Annotated in this window: 18 protein-coding genes; 15 read left to right on the top strand and 3 right to left on the bottom strand. The window is 46.8% G+C overall.

The window, feature by feature from the left end; genetic code table 11:
* The first annotated feature begins 181 nt into the window (after window positions 1–181).
* From coaE to PHG53_04635, 4 genes are all read left to right on the top strand, one after another.
* Window positions 182–784 carry a dephospho-CoA kinase gene (gene coaE, locus PHG53_04650; protein ID MDD5380914.1) on the top strand — a complete coding sequence of 201 codons (603 nt, stop codon included), beginning with the start codon at window positions 182–184 and terminating at the stop codon, window positions 782–784.
* A 146-nt stretch (window positions 785–930) separates the two neighbouring features.
* Window positions 931–2,400, top strand: a complete 1,470-nt coding sequence (gene rho / locus PHG53_04645; GenBank protein MDD5380913.1) for a transcription termination factor Rho — start codon at window positions 931–933, stop codon at window positions 2,398–2,400.
* Between the two features lie 163 nt (window positions 2,401–2,563).
* Window positions 2,564–5,731: a valine--tRNA ligase gene (locus PHG53_04640; protein MDD5380912.1), complete on the top strand. Its 3,168-nt coding sequence runs from the start codon at window positions 2,564–2,566 to the stop codon at window positions 5,729–5,731.
* A 32-nt stretch (window positions 5,732–5,763) separates the two neighbouring features.
* Complete coding sequence (locus PHG53_04635; GenBank protein MDD5380911.1) at window positions 5,764–6,159, top strand: bifunctional nuclease family protein; 396 nt, start codon at window positions 5,764–5,766, stop codon at window positions 6,157–6,159.
* Window positions 6,160–6,206: 47 nt separating this feature from the next.
* On the opposite strand, the gene PHG53_04630 is transcribed toward PHG53_04635, so the two are convergent.
* The 3 genes from PHG53_04630 to PHG53_04620 all read right to left on the bottom strand — a co-directional run bounded on the left by PHG53_04630 (window position 6,207) and on the right by PHG53_04620 (window position 9,826).
* Window positions 6,207–8,096, bottom strand: coding sequence for an ATP-binding cassette domain-containing protein (locus tag PHG53_04630; GenBank protein ID MDD5380910.1), 1,890 nt, complete (start codon window positions 8,094–8,096; stop codon window positions 6,207–6,209).
* 63 nt (window positions 8,097–8,159) lie between these two features.
* A complete protein-coding gene (gene lspA / locus PHG53_04625) occupies window positions 8,160–8,714 on the bottom strand; it encodes a signal peptidase II (protein ID MDD5380909.1) in 555 nt (184 codons plus the stop codon).
* Between the two features lie 95 nt (window positions 8,715–8,809).
* Window positions 8,810–9,826, bottom strand: a complete 1,017-nt coding sequence (locus PHG53_04620) for a tetratricopeptide repeat protein (protein MDD5380908.1) — start codon at window positions 9,824–9,826, stop codon at window positions 8,810–8,812.
* Between the two features lie 349 nt (window positions 9,827–10,175).
* Here PHG53_04620 and gpmI point away from each other — a divergent pair, with 349 nt between their 5' ends.
* The 11 genes from gpmI (at window position 10,176) to PHG53_04565 (ending at window position 24,105) form a co-directional block, all read left to right on the top strand.
* Window positions 10,176–11,726 (top strand): 2,3-bisphosphoglycerate-independent phosphoglycerate mutase, encoded by a 1,551-nt coding sequence (gpmI, locus tag PHG53_04615; protein MDD5380907.1) that lies wholly within the window; start codon window positions 10,176–10,178, stop codon window positions 11,724–11,726.
* A 72-nt stretch (window positions 11,727–11,798) separates the two neighbouring features.
* Window positions 11,799–13,565 carry a DNA mismatch repair endonuclease MutL gene (mutL, locus tag PHG53_04610; GenBank protein ID MDD5380906.1) on the top strand — a complete coding sequence of 589 codons (1,767 nt, stop codon included), beginning with the start codon at window positions 11,799–11,801 and terminating at the stop codon, window positions 13,563–13,565.
* 1 nt (window position 13,566) lies between these two features.
* Window positions 13,567–14,454 (top strand): cobalamin-binding protein, encoded by an 888-nt coding sequence (locus PHG53_04605; GenBank protein ID MDD5380905.1) that lies wholly within the window; start codon window positions 13,567–13,569, stop codon window positions 14,452–14,454.
* Complete coding sequence (locus PHG53_04600) at window positions 14,451–15,503, top strand: iron ABC transporter permease (protein MDD5380904.1); 1,053 nt, start codon at window positions 14,451–14,453, stop codon at window positions 15,501–15,503. The genes PHG53_04605 and PHG53_04600 overlap by 4 nt, the downstream gene beginning before the upstream one ends.
* A complete protein-coding gene (locus PHG53_04595) occupies window positions 15,500–16,297 on the top strand; it encodes an ABC transporter ATP-binding protein (GenBank protein MDD5380903.1) in 798 nt (265 codons plus the stop codon). The genes PHG53_04600 and PHG53_04595 overlap by 4 nt, the downstream gene beginning before the upstream one ends.
* A 152-nt stretch (window positions 16,298–16,449) precedes the next feature.
* On the top strand, window positions 16,450–16,905 hold the full coding sequence (locus PHG53_04590) for a TraR/DksA C4-type zinc finger protein (protein MDD5380902.1): 456 nt from the start codon (window positions 16,450–16,452) through the stop codon (window positions 16,903–16,905).
* A gap of 24 nt (window positions 16,906–16,929) precedes the next feature.
* Entirely contained in the window at window positions 16,930–17,124 is a 195-nt protein-coding gene (locus tag PHG53_04585; protein ID MDD5380901.1) for a DNA gyrase inhibitor YacG, read from the top strand.
* A gap of 107 nt (window positions 17,125–17,231) precedes the next feature.
* Window positions 17,232–18,566 (top strand): hypothetical protein, encoded by a 1,335-nt coding sequence (locus PHG53_04580; GenBank protein MDD5380900.1) that lies wholly within the window; start codon window positions 17,232–17,234, stop codon window positions 18,564–18,566.
* Window positions 18,567–18,716: 150 nt separating this feature from the next.
* The gene (locus tag PHG53_04575; protein MDD5380899.1) at window positions 18,717–20,666 is read left to right on the top strand and encodes a nucleoside-diphosphate sugar epimerase/dehydratase; all 1,950 of its coding nucleotides are present in this window, start codon (window positions 18,717–18,719) and stop codon (window positions 20,664–20,666) included.
* A 433-nt stretch (window positions 20,667–21,099) separates the two neighbouring features.
* Window positions 21,100–21,687, top strand: a complete 588-nt coding sequence (locus tag PHG53_04570; GenBank protein MDD5380898.1) for a hypothetical protein — start codon at window positions 21,100–21,102, stop codon at window positions 21,685–21,687.
* A gap of 30 nt (window positions 21,688–21,717) precedes the next feature.
* Window positions 21,718–24,105: a hypothetical protein gene (locus PHG53_04565; GenBank protein ID MDD5380897.1), complete on the top strand. Its 2,388-nt coding sequence runs from the start codon at window positions 21,718–21,720 to the stop codon at window positions 24,103–24,105.
* Window positions 24,106–24,311 lie beyond the last annotated feature (206 nt).

The following is a 24,311-nucleotide window of genomic DNA, read 5'->3' as shown; positions in this document are numbered from 1 at the left end:
TTTCTCTCACTTTTGCGCGCATTTTTAGCAGCTTTTAGCAATTTCTACCACTTTCTACCCGCCTAAAAACGCAAACTTGCGCGTTTGATGCTACCCCATTTTACCCATTGTCCCCATTCCAACAGAACACTTCCGACATCTCACTTGACATATTTTCAACTTGCGATTAAGTTCTCTCTTCGTGAACAAACCCAAGAAAAAGCCAATAATCGGAATCTTAGGCGGCCTCGGCTCCGGCAAAACCGCCGTCGCAACCGAGTTTGCCAGGTTGGGTTGCGCCGTAATCGACGCCGACAAACTCGCCCATAACCTCCTTAACAAACAAGACTTACGAAAACGAATTGTCGCCCGTTTTGGCCGTGAGATCTTGGATTCCAAAGGCAAAATCAGCCGGCGTAAGCTGGCCAAACTTGCCTTTGCCGACACCGGCAAAATCGCGGCCCTTAACAAGCTAATACATCCTCTTGTCCTTAAACAAGTTACGGCGCTTATCAAAAAGGCAAACGGCCAAAACAAGGTCAAGGCAATCGTTTTGGATATGCCGCTTTTGATGGAGGTCGGCTGGGCAAAACGCTGCGACAAGTTAGTTTTCGTCAAATGCAGCCGGAAAATAAGGGTTAAACGAGCCAAAATGGAATTAGGCGAGCTAAAATGTAGAGAAAAATTTCAAATTTCTCTTTACAAGAAAAAGACAATCGCCGATAATACCATTGATAACAATTCTGGCTTCTCGGCTTTGGCCGGGCAAGTCACTGATATCTTCTCAAGTATAATGGGTAAGTAGGGTTTATCAAAAAGAAGCAGTTAGCCCATTTGATAATTTAAGTTTTATTTCTACAAGTGTTCAAAATCCAAATCTTAGAGAATTCCTACTGGAATGCTGATTAAACAAACAACAGGTGTTTGGTAGATTAAAAAGAAGGAGTAAATATGGCTAAGGCCCCTGCAAGAAGAAAAGGCGTAAAGAAAAGAGCCGGCGCGGAAGAACAAGAACCGATTATCAACGGTCAGCAAGCGGAACCCGAGGCAGCGGCAAAGCAGGAAGCCCCCGCCGCTGCGGTTACTGAGGAAGAAGCTCAGAAGGCTAAGCAGGCTGAAGAAGAATCCACCCATGCCAAATACGAGCGGATTAAGAAAGGGAGCCTGTATTTGACGGACTTGCAGAAGCTGAGCGTAGCAGAGTTGCACGATATCGCCAAGAAAGAAAAAATACAGGAATACACCGCGTTAAAGAAGCAGGATTTGATTTTCAGGATTCTCAAAGAGCGTATCCGCCAAAACGGGCTGCTGTACGGCGAAGGCGTATTGGAAGTGCTGCCGGACGGCTACGGATTTCTGCGGAATCCGAGTTACAACTACCTATCCAGCCCGGATGACATTTACGTCTCGCCCTCTCAAATCAGGCGTTTCGGCCTGCGAACTGGAAACACAGTATCGGGTCAAATCCGGCCGCCTAAAGATTCGGAAAAGTATTTTGCCCTGCTGCGGGTCGAGGCGATTAACTTCGAGAACCCGGATAACCTCGCGGAAAAAGTGGTATTCAGCGATTTGACGCCCCTGCATCCGGAGCAGCGTATTATACTCGAAACCACGCCGGAAGAATTGAATATGCGAATAGTCGATTTGATAACACCGGTAGGCAAAGGCCAGCGAGGTCTGATCGTCGCCGCACCACGAACCGGCAAGACAGTCCTGCTTCAAAAAATCGCGAACGCCATCAGCACAAATCACCCTGAAGTAAAACTCATAGTGCTGCTGATTGACGAACGGCCCGAGGAAGTTACGGAAATGGAGCGCAAAACCGCTGAGGACGTCGAGGTCATAAGCTCCACTTTCGATGAGCCGGCCGCCCGTCATTGCCAGGTGGCCGAGGTCGTAATCGAAAAGGCAAAGCGAATGGTGGAATACGGCCAGGACGTGGTCATTCTTCTGGACTCGATAACGAGACTAGCCCGAGCATATAACACCGAGCAGCCGCACTCAGGCAAGATTCTGACAGGCGGCGTCGATTCCGGCGCGATGCAGATGCCGAAGAAATTCTTCGGAGCAGCGAGAAACGTCGAATTCGGCGGCTCGCTGACTATCTTCGCAACGGCGCTAATTGACACCGGCTCGAAGATGGACGAGGTCATTTTCGAAGAGTTTAAGGCAACCGGAAATATGGAGCTGCACCTGGATAGGCGCCTTGTTGAAAGAAGGACCTGGCCGTCCATAGACATCAGCCGAAGCGGAACCAGAAGGGAAGAGCTGCTGCTCGATGCGAAAGAACTCGAACTTATATACCGGCTCCGAAGGGTGCTCAGCGAACTGAATCCGGTTGAAGCAATAGAACTGCTGAAAAGCAGGCTGACCAAGTGCCGAACCAACGCCGAGTTCCTGATGACAATGAATATCGACTAAGCTAAACGCCGGCACAAAACTAACTGCTGTTACAGCAAGCAACGCTCGCTTCGTTTACAATTGTTTGCTTTACATCTCTATTCGATTTTATTAAGATAAAATTCCGGCAGTTTATTATTAAGCCGGAATTTTTTTATTGGTTGTTATTTAAACCGGGCAAGTTATGGGCGAAGAACTTTCGAAAGTTTACGAACCAAAGACGATAGAAAAGCAGGCGAACGAGATTTGGTTTTCGCAAAATTTCTTTCACGCTGAAGCCCCCCCGGCCGGGAAGAAAAGCACACGCAAGCCTTATACAATCGTGATACCGCCGCCTAACGTCACGGCGCCGCTGCACCTCGGCCACGCCCTGAATAACGCTTTGCAGGATGTGCTGATTCGATTCCGCCGGATGCAAAATTACAATACATTATGGATGCCCGGCACCGACCACGCCGGCATCGCCACACAGACAGTCGTTGAGAAAAGACTGCTCGCTGAACAGGGTAAAAAACGCACAGACTTCCAGCGGGACGAATTCATAGCCCACGTGCAGGCCTGGAAAGACGAATACGAAGCCACGATTATCAGCCAGCTCAAGGCGATGGGCTGCTCGTGCGACTGGCAGCGGACGCGATTCACAATGGACGATGTGTGCGCAAAAGCCGTCCGTGCAGCATTTTTCAAACTTTTCAAAGACGGACTAATTTACCGAGGCAAACGATTAGTCAACTGGGATCCGGCTACACAAACTGTGCTGGCCGATGATGAGGTCGAGCACGAGACGATAGACGGACATTTTTGGTATATGCGGTATCCGCTTGTTGAACCTGTTGAAATTGAAGGTAAGCGAGTCGAACACGTCACTGTCGCCACGACCCGGCCGGAGACAATGCTCGGCGATACGGCTGTCGCGATGAACCCGGCAGACCCGCGAGCGAAATATCTTGTTGGTAAAAAAGTCCGGCTGCCAATTGCAGGCAGGATTATCCAGATTATAGCGGATGAGCACGTTGTTCTGCCGGATGCTGAAAGCGAAGATGAAAAGGCGCGATTTTCCACCGGATTTTTGAAAGTTACGCCCGCACACGACCCGGACGACTGGGACATAGGCCAAAGACAAAAACTCGAAGTCATCAATGTTATGGCCCCGGACGGCTCTATCAGCGACAAATTCGGCTGGACAGACTGGGGGCAAATTAAAAATCCGGATGTCGAAAATCTTATCGGTATGGACCGTTTCGAGGCAAGAGAGGCAATAGTCGAATGGTTCAGGGAAGAGGGATTGCTCGAAGAAGTAAGGCCTTATAGTCACGAGGTAGGCCACAGTTACCGCAGCCACGTGCCTATCGAGCCGTATCTGTCCGACCAGTGGTATATCGCCGTTAAAAAACCTATCGATCATTTGAAAGAAAAATTTGGCTCCGGGCTTATCGAAGACACCGATGTGCCGGTAAAATCATTGGCGGGTTTGGCGTTAAAGCCATTGCTTGACGGCCGATTGCGTTTCATCCCTGACCGATACGCAAATACATATCAAAGCTGGCTGGAAAACCTCCGTGACTGGCCCATAAGCAGGCAGCTCTGGTGGGGACACAGGATACCAATATGGAAAATGGAACTCAAAAATGACAATCTAAGCGCATCTGACTATTCTGATCCAGCCCCAATACTCAAGTCCGCACTTAGAGATTTATTTTGTACTTTTAAGCGTGAAGATATCGATTTCACAGTCTGTGTTTCTGAAAACGAACTATGTACTGGCTATGTTTGTATCGAAACACCAGATGGAGATGATATATTGAATAAAGTCGGCAAGTTTCTCTTCTCCCGCCCTGATGGTCCACTCCCAATGCGGTCAGGACAAGCGTATCCTCGTATAAAACGGGTCGAGGGTATTACAGGTGTGCCAGAGCTACAAAAAGCCTGCTATGAGTTTGAGAAGCATGTACAAATATGGAATCGAGATGAGGATGTTCTTGACACGTGGTTTTCGTCTGCCCTTTGGCCGTTCAGCACTCTTGGCTGGCCGGATGAGACGGCGGAGCTTAAAACCTTCTATCCGGGTGACGTGCTTTGCACCGCCCGTGAAATTATCACGCTCTGGGTATCGCGTATGGTAATGATGGGACAGTATTGCGCCGGCGATATTCCGTTTAAGGACGTTTTCATTCACGCGATGATACAGGACGGCGAAGGACGCAAGATGTCCAAGAGTCTCGGCAACGGGATTGACCCGCTTGTGGCCATTAACAGCCACGGGGCCGATGCGATGCGGTTCACGCTGGTCAGTATGACAACACAGACGCAGGACGTCAGGATGCCGGTGGAGAAAATGAAACTGCCGGATGGGCGGACGGAAAATACATCGCCGAAATTCGACATCGGCCGGAATTTCTGCAATAAACTCTGGAACGCCTCGCGCTTTGCGATGATGAATCTGGATGGTCTAGAGCCAAACAAATTCGACGCTAAGAAGTTGGACATAACCGATAGATGGATCTTAAAGCGATTGTCTTACACAATTGTGGAAGCAACACAACAACTAAATGATTACCAGTTCCATGAGCCTCTGCATCTTATTTCGAGATTCTTCTGGAACGAATTCTGTGACTGGTATCTGGAATGGGTAAAGCCAAGAATGGAGGATGAACAGAAAAAGCCAGTCGTTCAAAACGTCTTAGCGTTTGTGCTGGACCAGACTTTACGGCTGCTGCATCCGTTTGTGCCGTTTATCACCGAAGGGATATTCCAGAAGCTCAACGAAATTACCCCGGTGAGAAAACTCAAAGGTCTAATCGAGACTAATGGTTCTACTGCGTTAACAATCGCCCAATGGCCAAAGGAATTGAATTTTACCCAAAGCAGTGATTATAATGTTGGGGCAGATATTACCCTTATCCAGAGTGTAGTTCGCGATATCCGCTATATTAGAAATGAATACAACATTGCTCCTTCTCGCAAACTAAATGTGTCGGTGAACATAACAGCAAAAGATACCGAACCCATAATTAATCTCTACAAAAAACATAGCAATTTGGTCTGCCAACTTGAGCGCCTCGGTGAATTTAGGGTGGGAGATGACATTAAGAAGCCAAAGAATGCAGCAGCCGTAATACATGATGACATGCAGATATATGTACTTGATGTTATTGACCCCGAAGCTGAACGCCAGCGGTTAGAAAAGCAAAAGGATGAAATAGAAAAGGCCAAAAGAGCCACAGAAGCCAAATTAAACAACGAAAACTTTGTTGCCAAGGCCAAGCCGCAAGTCGTGGCTGCGACCAGAGATAAGCTGACTGAACTATCGGAACAACTGAAACTGCTTGAAAAACATCTTTCAGAACTATAATTTACAGTTACTTAAATAAGGCACCGCCGAAAATGGACGTTGAAGTCGAATTATCGCGAATAATCATTAATGAAACATCCGACCAGCAGGTAATCGTTTTAAAAGAACGGCACGGCGAGCGCGCCTTCCCCATCGTCATAGGCATAGTCGAGATTTTTGCAATCGACCGCCGGCTGAAAGACATCAGGCCGCCGCGACCAATGACGCACGATTTATTAGAGAATATATTAGAAAATCTCGGCGTCAAATTAGAAAAGGTAGTTATAACCGACCTGCGCAATCACACTTTCTACGCGAACATACACCTGAACTCAAACGGCAAAACTATCCAAATTGACTCCCGCCCTTCCGACGCGATTGCGCTGGGTATCGCTTCGAACGCCCCTATTTACGTTGCCGAGCAAGTCTTCGAAAAAACTTCCCAGTAGCAGTTCTTCAAACGCACAAAAGCGTAATGATAAAAAATTATTCCTGCCTATTGCAGAGCCTCCAGCTCCTGCCACCTGGCGTAAACTTCATCGAGCTGCTTCTTCAATTCCCCAGCCCTGGTACTAGCTGCGACAACTTCTGAACCCTTTTTATAAAATGCCGGATCAGCCATCACCTCGTACAACTGCCGCTGCTCGCTTTCCAATTTTTCGATAAGAGCGGGCAACCCTTTGAGTTCCTTCTTTTCCTTGAAGGTCAATTTTCGCACCTGCTCTTTTGGCGGCACTGCTTTTACCCCTTTCGCCGGTGACTGTTGCGGCTCCGGTTTGGGCAGTGCCTTTTTCTGCCGCAGCCAGTCATCGTAGCCACCCACGTATTCGTTTATAACGCCATTACCTTCCATCGCCATGATACTGGTGACTACGTTATTTAGAAATTGGCGGTCGTGACTTACCATCAGGACCGTGCCTGGATATTCGAGCAAAAGTTCTTCGAGCAAATCCAGCGTTTCGATATCAAGGTCGTTTGTCGGCTCATCCAGCACGAGCACATTCGCAGGCCTGGTAAAAAGTTTCGCCAGCAACAGCCTATTCCGCTCTCCGCCGGAAAGATTCGACAACGGGCTTCGCGACTGGTCAGGCGTAAACAAAAAGTCCTGAAGATAGCCGATGACGTGCCGGGGTCTTCCGTTAACCACCACTCTTTCATTGCCATCGGCGATATTTTCATACACGGATTTTTCATACTCAAGCTGCGCGTGCAGCTGGTCGAAATACGCGATTTCCAGGTTCGTGCCATGGCGTACTGTGCCCTGCTGCACCGAAAGTTCCTTAAGCAGCACCCGCAGCAGCGTCGTTTTTCCCGAGCTGTTAGGCCCGACGACGCCGATCTTGTCGCCGCGCATGATAGTCGCGGAAAACTTCGAAATAATCGGCTTTTCGGCCAGATATGCAAATGAAATGTCCTTTGCCTCGATAACCAGCCTGCCGGATTGCTGGACATCCTGCAGCTGCATCCGGGCATTCCCGATTTTCTTTCTGCGCAAGCTCCGCTCATTACGCATCTTCTTGAGCGCCCGCACACGACTCTTGCTGCGCGTCCGACGTGCTTTTATCCCCTTGCGAATCCACACCTCTTCCTGCGCCAGCTTTTTATCGAACAGCGCATCCTCGGCCGCCTGTGCTTCATTGGCGTTATCCCTGCGAACGAGGAATGTTTCATAATCGCAAAAATAACTTACTGCCCGGCCCCTATCAAGCTCGATGATGCGCTTCGCGAGCTTCCTGACGAATACCCGGTCATGGCTGACAAAAATCAGCGTCCCTTTATAACCGGCCAGAAAATCCTCAATCCACGTCACCGCTTCGATATCGATATGGTTAGTCGGCTCATCGAGCAGCAGCACATCGGGATTGCGAACGAGCGCCTGTGCCAGCAATACCCGCCGTTTCATCCCAGCCGAAAGGCTCGCCGCTTGCGTCTCGGCATCCAGTTCCATGTGTTCAATAATATTCTCGACATACCGGTCCATCTGCCAGCCGTTTTCTGTATCGAGCGAGTGCTGCAGTTTATCAAGCTTAGTCAGCAGCGATTTGTTATCGTGGTCAAGGGCGAGCTGATGGCTGACAAAATGATACTGCGCCAGCAGCTTTCCGCATTCCCCCAGCCCCTCGGAAACAAACTCAAACACCGTCCCATTCAGATTATCCGGCACATCCTGTGTCAAGCACGTCACCGTAAGCTGCGGCACACGCGAAACATCGCCTTTTTCGGGCAAAACTTCGCCCGTAATGAGCTTCATCAGCGTCGTTTTTCCCACGCCATTGCGGCCGAGCAGACAAATCCGTTCGCCTGCCTGTATCTGCAAATTTATATGTTCAAGCAATGGCCGGCCGCCAAAACCAACGCTCACATCCTGCATTCCTATTATTGCCATACTGCTATGTGCCTCTCAGCGTCAACCTTTACAGTCGTATGTTTTTTAATCATTGACGAGATGCTATGAAGAGTGTTTGGGAGTCTGAAAGCAGGAAATAATCCCCAATCCAACAGCGATGCAAAGCATGCTGTCTGCGATGTTGAACGCCGGCCAATGATGCTGACGGTAATAAACATCGATAAAGTCACGCACGAGGCCATCATTAAATATTCTGTCATAAAGATTGCCGCAAACACCGGCGGCAAAGAGTCCGAGAGCAACGTTAACCAATCTCTGCCTGGCCCCGCCGAAGAGGAAAACCGCAAAAATCGCTACCAGCGCAACGCACGAAACTACTGTGAGCCAGCCAATATGCCCGGCGAATAGCCCAAAAGCTGCGCCGTCATTGACTGCCATTACCAATCGCAGGAAACCGTCTATAATCGAAAAGCTGCCGTTATGCTCCCCCACCAGCCAGTCAAATACGGCACTCTTACTCCACAAATCCAACGCTATACCGATGACCACTAAAGGCCAGAAAATAAGATGTGCCCGCAAGTCCGGCAATACCGAAAGCAGACGCTTCAAAAAAGTCTGATTTGAACTCAACGGAGTGTTATTTTCTTCCCTCTTCAATTCTGCTTTACCTTAAACTGATAACTGGAAACTAGTAAAAGATTACAACTCTATAGTTTGTAACACGTGCGAGTGTTTTTGAAAAGCAGCTTTTCTTATTTTTTCGAATAATAATCTATCAATTTAAGCAATTTTTTGCTATTCGGCTGGTCGGGCCTAATTTCCAAAGACAATCGCCACTGCTGGATGGCTTTTGTCTTCAGTATATTATCTACAGTTCCATCTGTATTTTTCCCTTTTAACATGTAAGCAACTCCGAGTCCCCGATACGACTCCCAATCCTTATCGTTCATCTCAATCGCTTTGCTGTAGCTTTCTATCGATTTGTCCGCATCTTTAAGGTCCAGGTAACAAAATCCAAGATATTTATAGGCGGTGGTGTTATCAGGCTGGATTTGTATCACCGATGTTAACAAATCTTTCCCAATGTCGATGCGCCTGGTTTTCAGGTACGCGACCGCCAACGAAGTCATAATCTCGGGGTTGCCACCCTCTATTTGCAGAATGCGTTTATAGCAAGCAATGGCCCGTTCATAATCTACCTGCGATTCGTAAATACCGCTGAGCATCTTTTGAATTTCGACTACATTAGGGTCAATTTTTTCGGCGCGCTGGCCGTAAGTCAAAGCATTGTCGTAGTCTCTGATTTCATAGTAAGATTTGGCGGCATTGACATGCGCCTCCAGATGGTCAGGTTTAATCTCACAAGCTTTAGAGTATGCACTAACGGCCTGGTAAGATTTTCCCATCGTCTGGTAAACCTGCCCAAGATTGAAATAGTCCTTGAATGACCAGGGATTCAACTCTATCGCTTTTTCGTAAGAGGCAATGCTTCTTTCATAATCTTCCGTCTCCTGGTAAATATCGCCGAGCATGGAATAAGCCAGCGAAAATTTCTTGTTTAGTTCTACCGCCGAGTTGAGCTTTTCAACAGCCTTTTCATTCTCGTTAAGCTCTTTGAGCATTACGGCATCGACATATAAATCAACCGACCGCTGCTCCTGCCCCCCACAACCGCCAAAAGCCAACAGACCCACTATACATACACAGAGAATTCTCATAGTCGCTAAACAAGACTTGATCATAAAGCGGACATCCATATTATTAGACATAGATGTTTATTCCTTTCCGACACTGGATAACACTGCCGTGGTTATCCCAAAACATCTACAAATAGTTCTAAACTGACGGCCTAATTACACACAATAATTGCCGCTGCCAGAGGCTTTTATCGTCACAAAACAGCCACCCTTTGAGCGTTTTTTGCTAAATGTTTGACATATTTAACGCAGCGGTATATCATATCCGCTTAATCCAAACGGGACCCTATTTTGCGACAAATCGCAGGATGCAAAACCGGTTAGCCCCTAAAGATATAGATGAGGCAATACTTCGTTTTTGCTGTCTTATAGGCCCCCGGCGTATTACTTTGAAAGGTTGCTACTTATGGCAAAAGCAGTTTTGAAAAACAAACCATTCATGCTGATTATCCGCGACGGCTGGGGCTATAACCCAAACAGCGCCGAAGACGCTTATAACGCTATTAAGTGCGCTAATACCCCCGTTGACGATATGCTGATGGCCGAATACCCCAATTGCATCGTTCATACCAGCGGTGAAGACGTAGGCCTGCCGGACGGAACTATGGGCAATAGCGAGGTAGGGCATCAAAATCTCGGAGCAGGAAGAATAGTCCCGCAGGAATCAGTAAGAATAAGCAGAACCATTCGCGACGGGTCCTTCTTTGAAAATCAAGAATTTCAGAATTTAATCAAGTTTATAAAAGATAATAACGGCAAGATGCACGTTATGGGACTTTGCAGTAACATTGGCGTGCACTCGCTGTTGGACCACCTATACGGCCTGCTCGAACTGGCAAAAAGAAATGACATAAAAGATGTCTTTATCCACGCATTTACCGATGGGCGGGATTCACCGCCGGACAGCGGCGCAGGTTATATAGCTGAGATTGAACAACAAGCCCAGAAAATAGGCACAGGCAAAATTGCGACCGTTATGGGAAGGTTCTATGCGATGGACCGCGACAGCAGATGGGAGCGGGTGCAAAAGGCATACGATTGTATGAGGATAGGCAAAGGCCTTAAAGCCACCAGCGCAGCAGAAGCCGTGGCCAAAAGCTACGAAAAGAAAGTAACAGATGAATTTATTGAGCCGACCTGTATCGTGAACGAAGACAATGAGCCGATAGCAACTGTCAAGGATGGTGACGGCGTAATATTTTTCAATTTCCGCGGTGACAGACCTCGTGAAATTACACGGGCGTTTGTTGAGCCGAACTTCAAAGAGTTTCCGAGAACCACTAAACCCAATATATATTTCGTATGTATGACTGAATACGATGCGACAATACCCGCACCAGTGGCATTTCCGAAACCGCCGAAAATGAAAAATATCCTGGGGGCATACTGGAGTTCTCTGGGTCTGAAGCAGTTTCGCTGTGCCGAAACAGAAAAATACGCCCACGTTACCTTCTTCTTCAACGACTACGCCAAAAATCCTTTTAAGGGTGAAGACAGGCAAATCGTGCCTTCACCGCGTGTGCGAACTTATGACCTGAAGCCTGAGATGTCGGCTTTCGAGGTCGCCGATGTTATACTAAACAGACTGGATTCGAATAAATACGATGTAATGGTGATAAATTTTGCCAATCCGGATATGGTCGGCCATACCGGCGTGTTGGAAGCAGCAGTCAAAGCTGCTGAGGCAGTGGACCAATGCGTCGGCAAAATATTGGACAAAGTCAAGAGTATGGGCGGCGCAGCAATAATTACCGCCGACCACGGCAACTTTGAAAAAATGTGGGATTTTGACACTAATCAGCCTTTCACCAGCCACACCACCGGCAACGTGCCGCTGATTGTGTTCGATGAACGCTATAAGGGGAGAAAATTACGCCAAGACGGCAGGTTGGCCGACGTCGGGCCGACACTGCTGAAAATGATGGAATTACCTATACCCGAAGAAATGACCGGCAAAAGCCTGATAGAATAATAAGTATCGAACAGGGAACATCAAAACCCCGCGCTCGATACTCGGCTGCTCTTCGGAGGAGCATCAGAAACAATGGCCCAAATCGTCGTTCTTGACCAGAATATGATTAATATGATTGCGGCCGGCGAGGTGATTGAACGCCCTGCCAGCGTGGTCAAGGAACTGATGGAAAACAGCATCGATGCCGGCGCAACAAAAATAACTGTCTCCATCGAAGATGGAGGCAGAAAACTCATATCTGTCACCGACAACGGCTGCGGAATGGATGCCAAAGACCTGGCAACGGCTTTTGAATCGCATACCACAAGCAAAATCAAAACCAGTAAAGACCTGCAGAGCATATCGACGCTCGGCTTCAGAGGTGAAGCCCTGGCAAGCATTGCCTCGGTAGCACAAGTCAGAGCTATAAGCAGAACAAAAGGTTCCGCTTCTGGAAATTGCATTGAAATCGACTGCGGAAATAAAGGCAGCATCAGCCCGGCCAACGCGGATTACGGCACAACAATCCAGGTCAGGGATCTGTTCTACAAACTGCCGGCCAGACGTAAATTTCTCAAAACCGCCAACACAGAGATGGGACACATCACTGAGTATTTCACGCGCATCGCATTGGCAAACGGCAATCTTGATATGGTTCTGAATCACAACGGCAAAGAGCTTTATCGGCTGTCAGGCAAACAAGACCTTCGCCAGCGCATAGCCGAGCTGCTTTCTTCCGAATTTGGTGAAAATTTAATTGAAGCCGAAAGCAGCGAAAAAGACCTGCACATTTCCGCTTTGCTGGGTAAGCCCGGCATTTCAAGAACGAACAATAAATTCCAATACGTATTTCTGAACGGCCGATTTATCCGTGACAAATTTATCTCGCACGCAATCAAGGAGGCGTATCGCGGCTGCATTGAGCAGGATAGATTTCCCGTGGTCTTTTTGTTTATCCGGATGCCCTGCGAAAATTACGATGTCAACGTCCATCCTACGAAGATTGAGGTGCGTTTTTATAATGCCAATTTGATTCATTCGCAGGTCCTCGGTGCTTTGCGGGAAAAACTTTTAGGAACAAATCTCCAAACACAGGCGAAACTGCCGTCCGTAGAAAGCCCGCGAAGAGAAGGACCTTCGCCATCAGGCTACCGGAGTCGGGAAATCGCTGACGCAATGGCAGAATTTTTCAAAAAGCACAGGGCTGTCCAGACGCAGCAGCAATTTGACCTGCCGGCAAAAAACCGCTTCGAACCGCTCCATCCTCCTGCCAGGCAAATAACTGAAAGTCAAAAAGGACTTTTACAAATACATGACAGCTATATTGTTGCAGAAGCCGATGACGGATTTATCATCGTTGACCAGCACGCGCTTCACGAACGTATAATATATGAGGATTTGTGCGGGCGAATACAAAAAAGCAGCCTCGAATCACAGAAACTGCTGATACCCGAAAGTTTCCAGCTGACCGATGCGCAGGCCGACGCTCTTGACGCCAATGCAGAACTGCTCGAAAAGCTGGGTATTGAGATTGCACCGTTCGGCCCCAGAACCTTCGCTATACAGGCATTTCCCACCCTGCTGGCAAAAGCATCGCCTCTCGATTTTGTTCAGGATTTAATCGATTTACTCTCCGATAAAGGCGTGGGCCTTGATGCGGAAAAATTACTCGATGAGATTTTGAATATGGTTGCGTGCAAGGCGGCTGTCAAGGCCGGCACGAAACTGACTGGCAGCGAAATGGAACAGCTGCTTGCGGATAAAGAAAAAACCGAAAGACTAAGCCGCTGTCCCCACGGCAGACCGACAATTATAAAATTTACCCTGGCAGAACTGGAAAAACAATTCAAGCGAACCTGATATGAAAAAACGACTGGCAATCTTAGCTGTATCCTTTGTGTTTTTGATGCTCAATACTCAATTCTTGGTACTCGAACAAGTATCCGGCAACGAGCATCGATCGCCGAGCATCCAAAGAATTGTGTCGCTTTCACCAAATCTGACGGAAATTGTTTTCTCGCTTGGCCTGGGCGACAGGGTAGTCGGCGTTTCAAGCGACAGTGACTGGCCGGCGGAGGCAAATTCAAAACCAAAGGTGGGGACATTCTGGCAGCCGAACATCGAGGTAATTATCGCCGCCAAACCAGATTTGGTTATCTGCGAGACATTCCTTCAGCAAAATGAAGCCGCCCAGGCCCTCAAAAGGGTAGGATTAAACGTTCTCGCATTACGGATAGAATCAATCGACGAGCTTTTCTCCGCGATTCGCTCGATTGGTCAGGACGCCGGCTGTCCTGAAAAGGCCGAGCAGCTTGCCGATAGTCTAAAGAAACAGCTCGACCAAATCCGGGAAGAATCCTCTTCGCTCCAAAAGGTTAAGGTTTTATGGGTTATACAGACCGAGCCGGTGCGGGTAGCGGGCGTGAACACCTTCGTAAACGAAATAATCGAGCTGGCAGGAGGCCGAAACACCATAGCGCCGACCGGCGACCAGTATCCTTCGATATCAACAGAGGAACTCATCGGCTGTAACGCGGAAGTGATAATTCAATCGGCGATGGGGACAGAGGATTTGGCAAAACAGCAGAAATCAGCGGAGAAATCCTGGAACAGGTTTGCCAATCTGCCCGCGGTAAAGAATAAAAGAATTTACGTTATCAACCCCGATACGGTGCTCCGTCTGGGCCCCCGCGTCGGGGATGGTGTGCAGACCGTAGCACAATGCCTGAGACAAAAAGGAAACCAATGACGCAGCCTCTTACGCCAACACGTTTGATAATCCGGCTAATCCTGTGTATGGCTTTGCTGGTAATAGTCGCGTTTGTCTGCTCGCTTATCGGAACGCAGAAAATCTCTCTCGGTTCCGTTCTCAATGGTCCGGGCAGCGCGCCGGGGGCGAACACCGATTATGATATTTACGTCAGGGTTCGAATCCCGCGAATAATTCTCGCTGCGCTTGTTGGGGCGGCCCTGGCGGCAAGCGGCGTCGTGCTTCAGGCGATTTTGCGAAACCCGCTTGCTGAGCCGTATATCCTCGGCATATCGAGCGGCGCCGCGCTTGGCGTAATAACCGCCGTCCTGACAGGTGCAAGTATAACCGCAGGTTTAAAATTGGGGGCTTTCGGGGCAGGCGCTTCTATCTCTGTCTTTGCGTTTTTGTTTGCGCTGGCCACCTGCTGGCTGGTTTGGCTCATAGGGCATTTAGCGGGCGGTTCGGGCATAACCAGCCTGCTTCTGGCAGGCGTAGTCGTAAACGCTTTCTTCTCGGCGGTGATAATGCTTCTGACCTCGCTGATTGACAGCTATCAGCTTCGCACTATCATTTTCTGGCTTATGGGCAATATCGGCGAAAAGGATTTCCCGACTTTGCTGGCCAGCGCAATTTTTATCGTGGCCGGTATCTTCGGATTATTCACGATTTGCCAGAAGCTGAACGTCCTGACGTTCGGCACGCAGGAGGCACAATCGCTCGGTGTAAATCCACGCGCGGTCACTTTCGCCGCCTTCGCGATGGCTTCATTTATCACTGCTGTTGCCGTCGGGTTAAGCGGCCTTGTTGGTTTTGTCGGCCTGATTGTTCCGCACTCCGTGCGCCTGGTTTTGGGGCCTGACCATCGCCAGCTGTTGCCCGCAAGCGCATTTGTCGGCGCGGCCTTTGTAGTCATCTGTGACACGATTGCCCGCGTGATAATCGCACCGGCCCAGTTTCCCGTAGGCGTCATAACTGCCGTAATCGGAGGCCCCGTATTCCTGCTGCTATTGGCGCGATACAGTAAAAAAGTAGGGTATCAAAGATGAGTATCGAAGTTGAAAATCTCTGTTTCACTTATAAGGTGCAGGCTGAGATATTAAAAAATATCAGCTTCCGACTTGCCCAGGGCAGCTTTCTCTCGATAGCAGGTCCGAACGGCGCGGGCAAAACAACGCTGCTTAATCTGCTTTCAGGGTTGCTCAAACCGACGGCCGGGACAATAAAAATCGACGATTCCACGCTGCAATCATATTCAATCCGGCATTTAGCAAAAAAAATCGCGGTTGTCCGCCAGGAGTTTGTCCCCGTCTTTGAATTTTCGGCGCTGCAGGTTGTGTCGATGGCCAGAACGCCGTATTTAGGCACGTTTGCCTTCGAGAGTAAAGCTGACCGGCAGGCGGTAACCGACGCGCTCGAGATGACCGACACCGCACGGTTTGCTGACCGAACGCTTAATCACCTCAGCGGCGGCGAACGGCAGCGGGTTTTCATCGCTCGGGCGCTGGCGCAGCAGACGCCGATACTGCTCCTGGACGAGCCGACAAGCTTTCTCGATATGAAACATCAGGTCGGCATATACGATTTGCTCAAAAAAATGCAGCAGGAATACGGCAAAACAATCGTGGCAGTAACACACGATATCAACCTCACAATCCAGTATGCGGACGAAGCTCTGCTTCTCGGAGCAGACAGCAGCTACCTTATCGGCAAAACCAGGGATGTTTTTTCCCAGCAGCAAATTGAAAGAGTCTTCGGAGTCAGGACATTTGCCGGTAAGGTCGGGCAGGAAAACTTTTTCCTCCCTTTAGGCAAATTTTCAAAATCCCGCAGCAGCAACTGAACCAAATCTACTTGCCGACTATATATTTTCTGTGTTACCCTCCTGAGTAAATATATTATATATTATATATTAGATACTTTAATGTGTTATAATGGTGTTTTCCGCAAATATGCAAAGAAAAGGTCAGTGATAAGATTGAGGCATGAAAACAAGTGGCACAGAAACATAAAAAGACATTTAGAGAAAAAATAAGCCCGCCTCAGGCAAAGGAAAATGCTCTGACCGCCGCTGATACTGAGCATTTTAAACAAATGCTGATGGAAAAACGCAGCGAGATTCTATCAAGCGTAAATGAAATGGAAGATGAAACCCTCAAGAAATCCCGGGGGGATGCGGCCGGAGATTTATCGAGCATGCCAATCCACATGGCTGATATCGGCTCCGACAACTATGAGCAGGAATTCACCCTGGGCTTAATGGATAGCGAAAGAAAACTGCTGACAGAAATCGACGATGCGCTGCAGCGCATCGAACTGGGTGTTTACGGCCTCTGCGAAGGCACCGGCAGGCAAATACAAAAAGCCCGGCTTGAAGCCGAACCGTGGGCGAGATACTGCGTTGAATATGCCAGGAAGATGGAACAGGGCAATGCGAAAAAACCGGAATGACAGACACCATTTCGATATCTTAATATGAAACACAGATGTCCAACCTGCAAAAAACCGGTCAAAGTATCACTTGAAAAACAATCCGAAGAGGCAGCCTTCTTTCCTTTCTGCTCACAGCGCTGTAAGTTAATAGATTTGGGCGCCTGGCTGGATGACAAATACAGAATAGTAACAAAATCCTCCGATACGCCCACGGACACCTCCGCCGGCAGGCGGTAAACATCGACACTCAAAAACAAATTGTCATAAAATCCGTTGAAACCGGCCGATAATAACTTATAATTCTTGTGCACAGAACAATAGTAATCCTTTCGAAAGGACACAAAATGGGCAATGAAAAAGGAGCCCCTAAATTTTTTGACAACTTTTTATTTCCAAAAATATTCCAAACTTTCCGTATAGCTATTCAGCCAAGCAAACTGATAATTGCTTTTGCGGCGCTGGTCATTATATGCCTGAGCGGCTGGATCATGGACTTAAGCAAAACGGTTGTCACCACACCAAAAGCACAAGGTGGAATTACAGAGTTGCAAGTTTATATAACCAACCCGGATAAAGTAAAGTTACATATTGAATATTACAAGATATGCGGCGGGCACACCGGCGTATTTTCCACGCTTTGGCGGTTCGGCTCTGAAAAATTTCACGGCGCATTGCAGTCGCTATTCGCATTCGACCTCCCCGGCGTGGCGAAAAATATCATAGATGGTTTCAAAGCGCTAATGTGGGCGATCAGGTATCATTACTTTTACAGCATCCCATTTCTCGCAATAACATTTGCTGTGATTTCTCTCGGGGGCGGCGGTCTATGTCGAATCGCAGCTCTGCAATTTGCCGGGAATGAAAAACCCGGCATAACCGAGGCGCTGCGCTTCAGCACAAAAAGATTCATGAGCTTCTTCACCGTACCTTTGGCACCGGTCGGCACGATTATTTGTATAGGCCTTTTTATTTTTCTTTTAGGACTGATAGGCAACATCCCAAGAATCGGCGAGTTGATATTAGGCGTTTTTATGCTGCCGGCTTTGATTGCAGGAACGTTGATAACAATTGTTCTGATAGGAACGGTTGCCGGATTTAACCTGATGTTCCCTGCTATTGTCTATGACGGCTCGGACTGCCTTGATGCTATAAGCCGTTCTTTCAGTTATGTATATTCAAAGCCGTGGCGGATGGGCTTTTATACTGCGATAGCCGCTGTTTACGGCGCGGTTTGTTACATATTCGTTCGGTTCCTTACCTTTTTGCTGCTCTGGGTTACTCGCTGGTTTTTGCAGCTTTTCATCTGGGCAGACAACAGCAGTCACAGGGTCAACAAACTTACCGCAATCTGGCCGGAGCCGAGCTTTATGTGTTTGCGAGGCGCACCGGGCTGGGTAACAGCTAACTGGTCGGAATCGCTGGCGATATTTCTGATTTATTTAGCCCTGTTGGTTGTTGTCGGCTTATTAGTTTCTTTCGTAATAAGTTTTTATTTTTCCGCCAATACCATAATCTACGCACTTATGCGCAACAGAGTCGACAATACCGCCCTGCAGGACATTTACACCTCTGCCGCTGAGGCCAAGACAGAGTCCATCGCTGCCGAATTCGAGCCTGAAAAATCACAGGTGCAGCCCAGGTCAAAAACGCAGCATGAGCCGTCAGATTCAGACCAATAGCGGAACGAAAGACTGGACGATGTTTACCCGCCTGTGGAGGGTTTCTTATGCATCCAGCTGCACAGCGACAATCTCTTGACACATGCTTAAGTTCTTGTTAAAGTTAAGGTTGCAAAAAGTCGTATGTAAATACTATGGTACCGGTAAAATATGCCTGACTCGAACGAAAATTCAGAGCTGAAAAATAAAAACACATCAGAACTATCGATGCTCCCAACAGTTATGCGCTATCGCAAATTCCTGATTATATTCGCTCATATAGTTGCCTTCGCCATCTCTTTGATGCTTGCCTTTTTGGTGGCAAACAATATGCAATTAAGACGCGAATGGCTTATATACCAGTATCCTCCTTTGCTATTTTTCTTTATCATTATCAAGTTGATGGTATTCGGATTTTTCAAGCAATATCGCGGCTGGTGGCGATACGTCGGAATTTCAGACCTTATTGGGATTCTGCGGGCCTCACTGGTAAGCACTTTGATAATCGTGGCGCTCTGGACCATATTGCTTTTTGCCCCGACTCCGATCCGTCAAAAACTGCAGAACGTAACCTTCGTCGGGCAAAGTGTATTCATGGCCGACCTGTTCACTACGTTTTTGCTGCTGGCCGGCTTGCGATTGCTGATAAGACTATACCACGAGGAGTTTCGCACCGTCGAAAGCGGCCGGCTCAAACGCCTTCTTATCGTCGGCGCAGGAAACACCGGCGTAACATTATTAGGCGACATCCATAAAAAACAGGTCGCCGAATATGAGGTAATTGGCTTCATCGATGATGACCCTCACAAACAAGACACGTTTATCCTCGGCATGCCCGTACTCGGAACAGTGGAAGAGCTGCCTAAGATATGCAAAGACCATAACATCGAAGAAATTGCAATCGCTATGCCCTCGGCATCCCACCGTCAGCGAAGACGAGTCGTTCAGGTGTGCGAAGGTATTAAAATCCGTTTCCACACCGTGCCGGCTTACTCCGACATCGTCTCCGGCAAGCTCAAAGTCTCACAAATCAGAGACGTGGAAATAAACGATCTTCTGGGCAGAGAGGCTGTCGAGCTCGACCTTAAATCCATAGAAACCTTTCTGAAAAACAAGGTTATTTTCGTCAGCGGCGCGGGCGGCTCTATCGGCTCCGAAATGTGCAGGCAGGTCTCTAACTTCGGCCCGAAGCTGCTTCTGCTCGTCGAGCAGGCCGAAAACCCCCTCTTCTACATAGAACGCGAGCTGCGGTTCCGTTTCCCAGACCTCCAGATAAAAGCTATCATCTGCGACATCACCGACAAAATCCGCGTCAACGAGATTTTCGACAAATATAAACCCGAAGTCGTTATTCACGCCGCGGCCCATAAACACGTCCCGTTGATGGAGCTTAACCCCGGCGAAGCCATCAAGAACAACATCGTTGGCACACAGACCGTCGCTAACGCCGCGGACAGCCACAGCAGCACTAATTTCGTAATGATTAGCACCGACAAGGCCGTCAACCCGACCAGCATAATGGGCTCATCAAAGCGAATCGCTGAAATGTACGTCCAGGACTTGGCCAAAACAAGCAAAACGCAGTTCGTAACCGTCCGCTTCGGAAACGTCCTCGACTCCGAAGGCTCGGTTGTGCCAATCTTCAAAAAACAAATCGCAGAAGGCGGCCCCGTAACCGTTACGCATCCTGATATGAAACGCTACTTTATGACCATACCAGAAGCCAGCCAACTCGTCCTACAGGCCGCTACAATGGGTAAAGGCGGCGAAATCTTCGTCCTCGATATGGGCGAACCCGTAAAAATCGTCGATTTGGCGAAAGAGCTTATTACCCTTAGCGGATTTAGTCCGGAAGAGGATATAGAAATAAAATTTACCGGCGTCCGGCCGGGGGAAAAGCTTTTCGAGGAGCTTACGATTGTAGGCGAGGATATGCAGCCGACAAGCCATCCGAAAATCGCTATCTGGAAGAATATCATCAAAGACCGCGAAAAGCTTCGCGCCGGCATAAATGAGCTTGTAACTATCGCTAAGACAGGCGGTTACAACGACATAACTAAAAAAATAAAAGAACTCGTGCCGAACTATATTGGGGAAAATAACAATTCCGGGAAGCATTAGTTTTGAGTTTTTAATGTCGAGTTTTTAGTCAAAAATGGGGTCGTTTTAGCCAGCCGTTGCTGGTAAAATAAGCAAAATGGGGAATTTGGGGTAGCATCAAACGCGCAAGTTGGTGGTTTTTGGTGGGTGTAACGTGGTAGAAATTGCTAAAAATTGGTAAAAACGCGCGCAAAAGTGAGACAAAGTGTGCGGAAAATGGTTGAAAATGGTAGGCAATTTTTTACCCCCCTGCGCATTTGATTGATTTTTAATTAGCCACAGATTTCACGGATTTACACAGATTTTTTTGACGCAGAGGTTTTTTGGGGTAGGGGGCATGAAGGGAAAATTTCTCAAATTTTTGTAAAATATAACAAAAAAACACTTGACAAAGCAATTCTGCTCTATTATATTATAGAAAATATAATAGAGCCATTATTAAGGAGCAAGTCAAATGAAGATATTAGACATACTGAGAAAAGCAGAGGAAGATTTGAGAGAAGCAATTGCGGAAGCAGCTCGTGCTGGTGAGTACCGTGATGTTGATATAGGCCGCACCGTTGCCGTAAATATAAAAGAATTGTGCGAACGAATTTCGGGGAATGGAATTAAATCTTCAAAACCGTTAGAAACAAAAGAAGGGTCTGCAAGCAGAAAGAAACAAAAGAAAGTTTCAAGACGAAACAAGCCGGAAGGATTGCCAAGAATCGAGATACGGAACGGTTCACTATATAGAATAGGATGGTCAAGAAAACAAAAAAAGGAATACGAACACAAAGTTCCGAGAGCGGCGGTTGACACAATAGTAAACACGATGTCTGCACTGGCAAAGGAAGGAAGTGGGCCTTTTATGGCCGAGGCGGTAATAAATAAAATAAACGCGACAACGGAAGATTCTATGCCAGCATACCAAGTTTACGTAGTTTTGGCAGCTCTTAGGGAATGGAATCTAATCAGCCAAGATGGGCGGGATGGGTACAATATCCCACCAGATGTTGCGGAAAAGGCAAAAACAATGTGGACTGAGCTGGCGAGTAGATAATCGAATTTTGAAAAGGAGAGGAATCCTGTAATGAACCCAAAAGAACTTTGTATGAAATTAGCATTAGCTGAATCCGAACAGGAGGTTTCAGCGATAATAAAAAATCATCCAACTTTAGCAAGGCAAGAAGGTTGGAAGCACTATGGTGATGTGGCCAATAATATAGGCACTATTACTGGCCAACATCCTGAAGCGGTTCCTTCTCTTATAGAAAAAATTACAAATTCAATCGACGCACTTCTTATTAAAAAATGCATAATGAAAGGTGATGACCCAAAATCACCTTCTTCCGCCCAATCTATCGATGAAGCATTGGAAAGATATTTTGATCTTAACGACGCGAAGTACCTAGATATGAAAGATTCTCAAAGAAGGGATTTAGCATCAAATATTCAGGTCATCGCGGAAGGCCCTCTTGATAAGCCCAATATGATAATTGAGGATTCCGGTGAAGGGCAGAATCCACAGGATTTTCCTAATACTTTTGTTTCGCTGAATAAAAAAAATAAGAGTGACGTTTTCTTTGTTCAGGGTAAATATAATATGGGAGGGACGGCAACACTACCATTTTGCGGAGACAATAGATATCAACTTATAATATCACGAAAAGGTTGGCCAATTAACGAAAATAATAAATATGGTTTTACTTTAGTAAGACGTAACAGAGGATCAGAAGAGCACGTAAAATGTTCTTGGTATGAATATTGCATCGATGAAAACGGCAAGATCTTTGAATTTGATAGCAGGCCTCTAGAACTTGGATTATTTGGGAAAAAGTTTGAATACGGAACCTATATTAAGCTTTATAATTATGGTTTAACAAGCCCTTCAGATATAACACTTGATTTGTGGCGAGAACTTAACAGATATCTTTATAAACCTGCTCTCCCTATCTTGTTATTTGAAAAGAGATATGAAAAGGGACGTTACGAGAGAGGAAGAACTCCTACAAAAGTGATGCATGGCAACAGAATGCGTTGTTTTCTTGATGATCGCGAAAACGTTGAAAACAAATTCCCAATAAATATAGAATCAGATGGAGTCAAATATCCAGGGGAAGTATTTGTTTTTAATCGAGACGTTTCAACGAGGGAATTTGTACGAGATATGGCATTGACTTTTTCTGTAAACGGACAGGTGCAACATTCAATAAATAACAGTTTTATAAGTCAGGAATTGAAAAAGGCATATTTAAAAGGACATATACTGATAAATATCGATTGTTCGGACATGCCAAGGGAACTCCACGAAGATATATTTATGTCCTCACGATCACAAATGCGAAATATAGCCCAATATAGAAATCTGGTTGATAATATTATTAAAGAACTCAAAGATAATGAATACCTCACAGACCTTGATGAAGAATGGAGAAAAGAACTGATATTCAAGAATCCTAAGGACGAAAGTTTTTTGAAAAACATAGTCGGTAGGTTGTTGAAAGATGATAAGGAAATAGAAAAACTTTTGGGTTTCAAAGGGGGGATAATCGGCAACGAATTAACCAAAGTGAAAAAACACATTGAGGCCAAACGGGAAAAATTTGCAGGAAAAAGATATCCCACAATTTTTAGGTTTACAAATCTGCAACAGGGCAAATACAAAATGCTACCTCAGAACGGCGAATGCAAGATAAATATCGAAACTGACGTAGAAAACGAATATTTAATGCGCCCTCATGATAAGGGAGAACTAAAAATAAGAATTTTGAGATCTCATTCGGGTATTGGTCCTGGTCCAAACCCTGGTCCTGGTCCCAATTATGAAGATAGCATAGATGTCAATGTTGTTGGACCTAACGAAGGTTCAATTAGGTTGAGGGTAAAGCCGAAAAAACCGTTACCTGTTGGTGCGCGAGTGCCTATAGATATTGAAATGAGCTCTCCTGACGGCCCACATCACTTAATTGCCGAAGTAGTTGTTGATAAGCCGCATAGTAACTCAACTCAAAAAGACGTCGAAAAGAAAAAAGAATACTCATTACCAACAATTATAGATGTCTATAGAGAGAAAAAGCAGGATTATGGTTGCTGGGCGGACTATGGATGGAACGAATTAGACATTTGTCACCTCCAAGAGTCAAGCGAAGAAGGAACTTTAATTGATGCTGTAGCAATCAATATGGAGTCGCAAGAACTCGACAAGTTCGTCAGGGCAAAAAAGCTTGGCGGCAAAAGGATTGAGGTTGTCCAGCGAACATATAAAATATCGGTGTACTTGATATCATTGGTGTTGTTTTACGAATTGCAACAGAAGCTAAAAAAAACCCAGGAAACCAATGAAGATAAATATACTGATGAGAAATTATACTACGACCCAACTAAAATGACGTCCTACATAATGAAGGGGTTAGCCAAAATTCTTTTGCACGTCATGGCAAATGAAACAATGCTAAAAGAGATAGAAGATTCAGATTGAGTGTTCCCGCGGGCGGGAAGAAATCCATCAAAAGCGTTGGTTGTTGAACACCAAAAACATTAACTCTCTCGCACTAAGCTACGGCCAAGGATGCGTCACCAAACGCATGCTGGCGAGGCACTTGCAATTGACAATTAAGACTTTTGTCAATTGGCTCGGAGTTTTCGAGATTGGGGCTAATTGGTTAATTAGTGATTAGTTAAATA

Source organism: Phycisphaerae bacterium (assembly GCA_028714855.1).
Classification (GTDB): Bacteria; Planctomycetota; Phycisphaerae; order Sedimentisphaerales; family Anaerobacaceae; genus CAIYOL01.
Note: the sequence above shows the minus strand (reverse complement) of the source record. Positions and strands in the feature narration are given on the sequence as shown.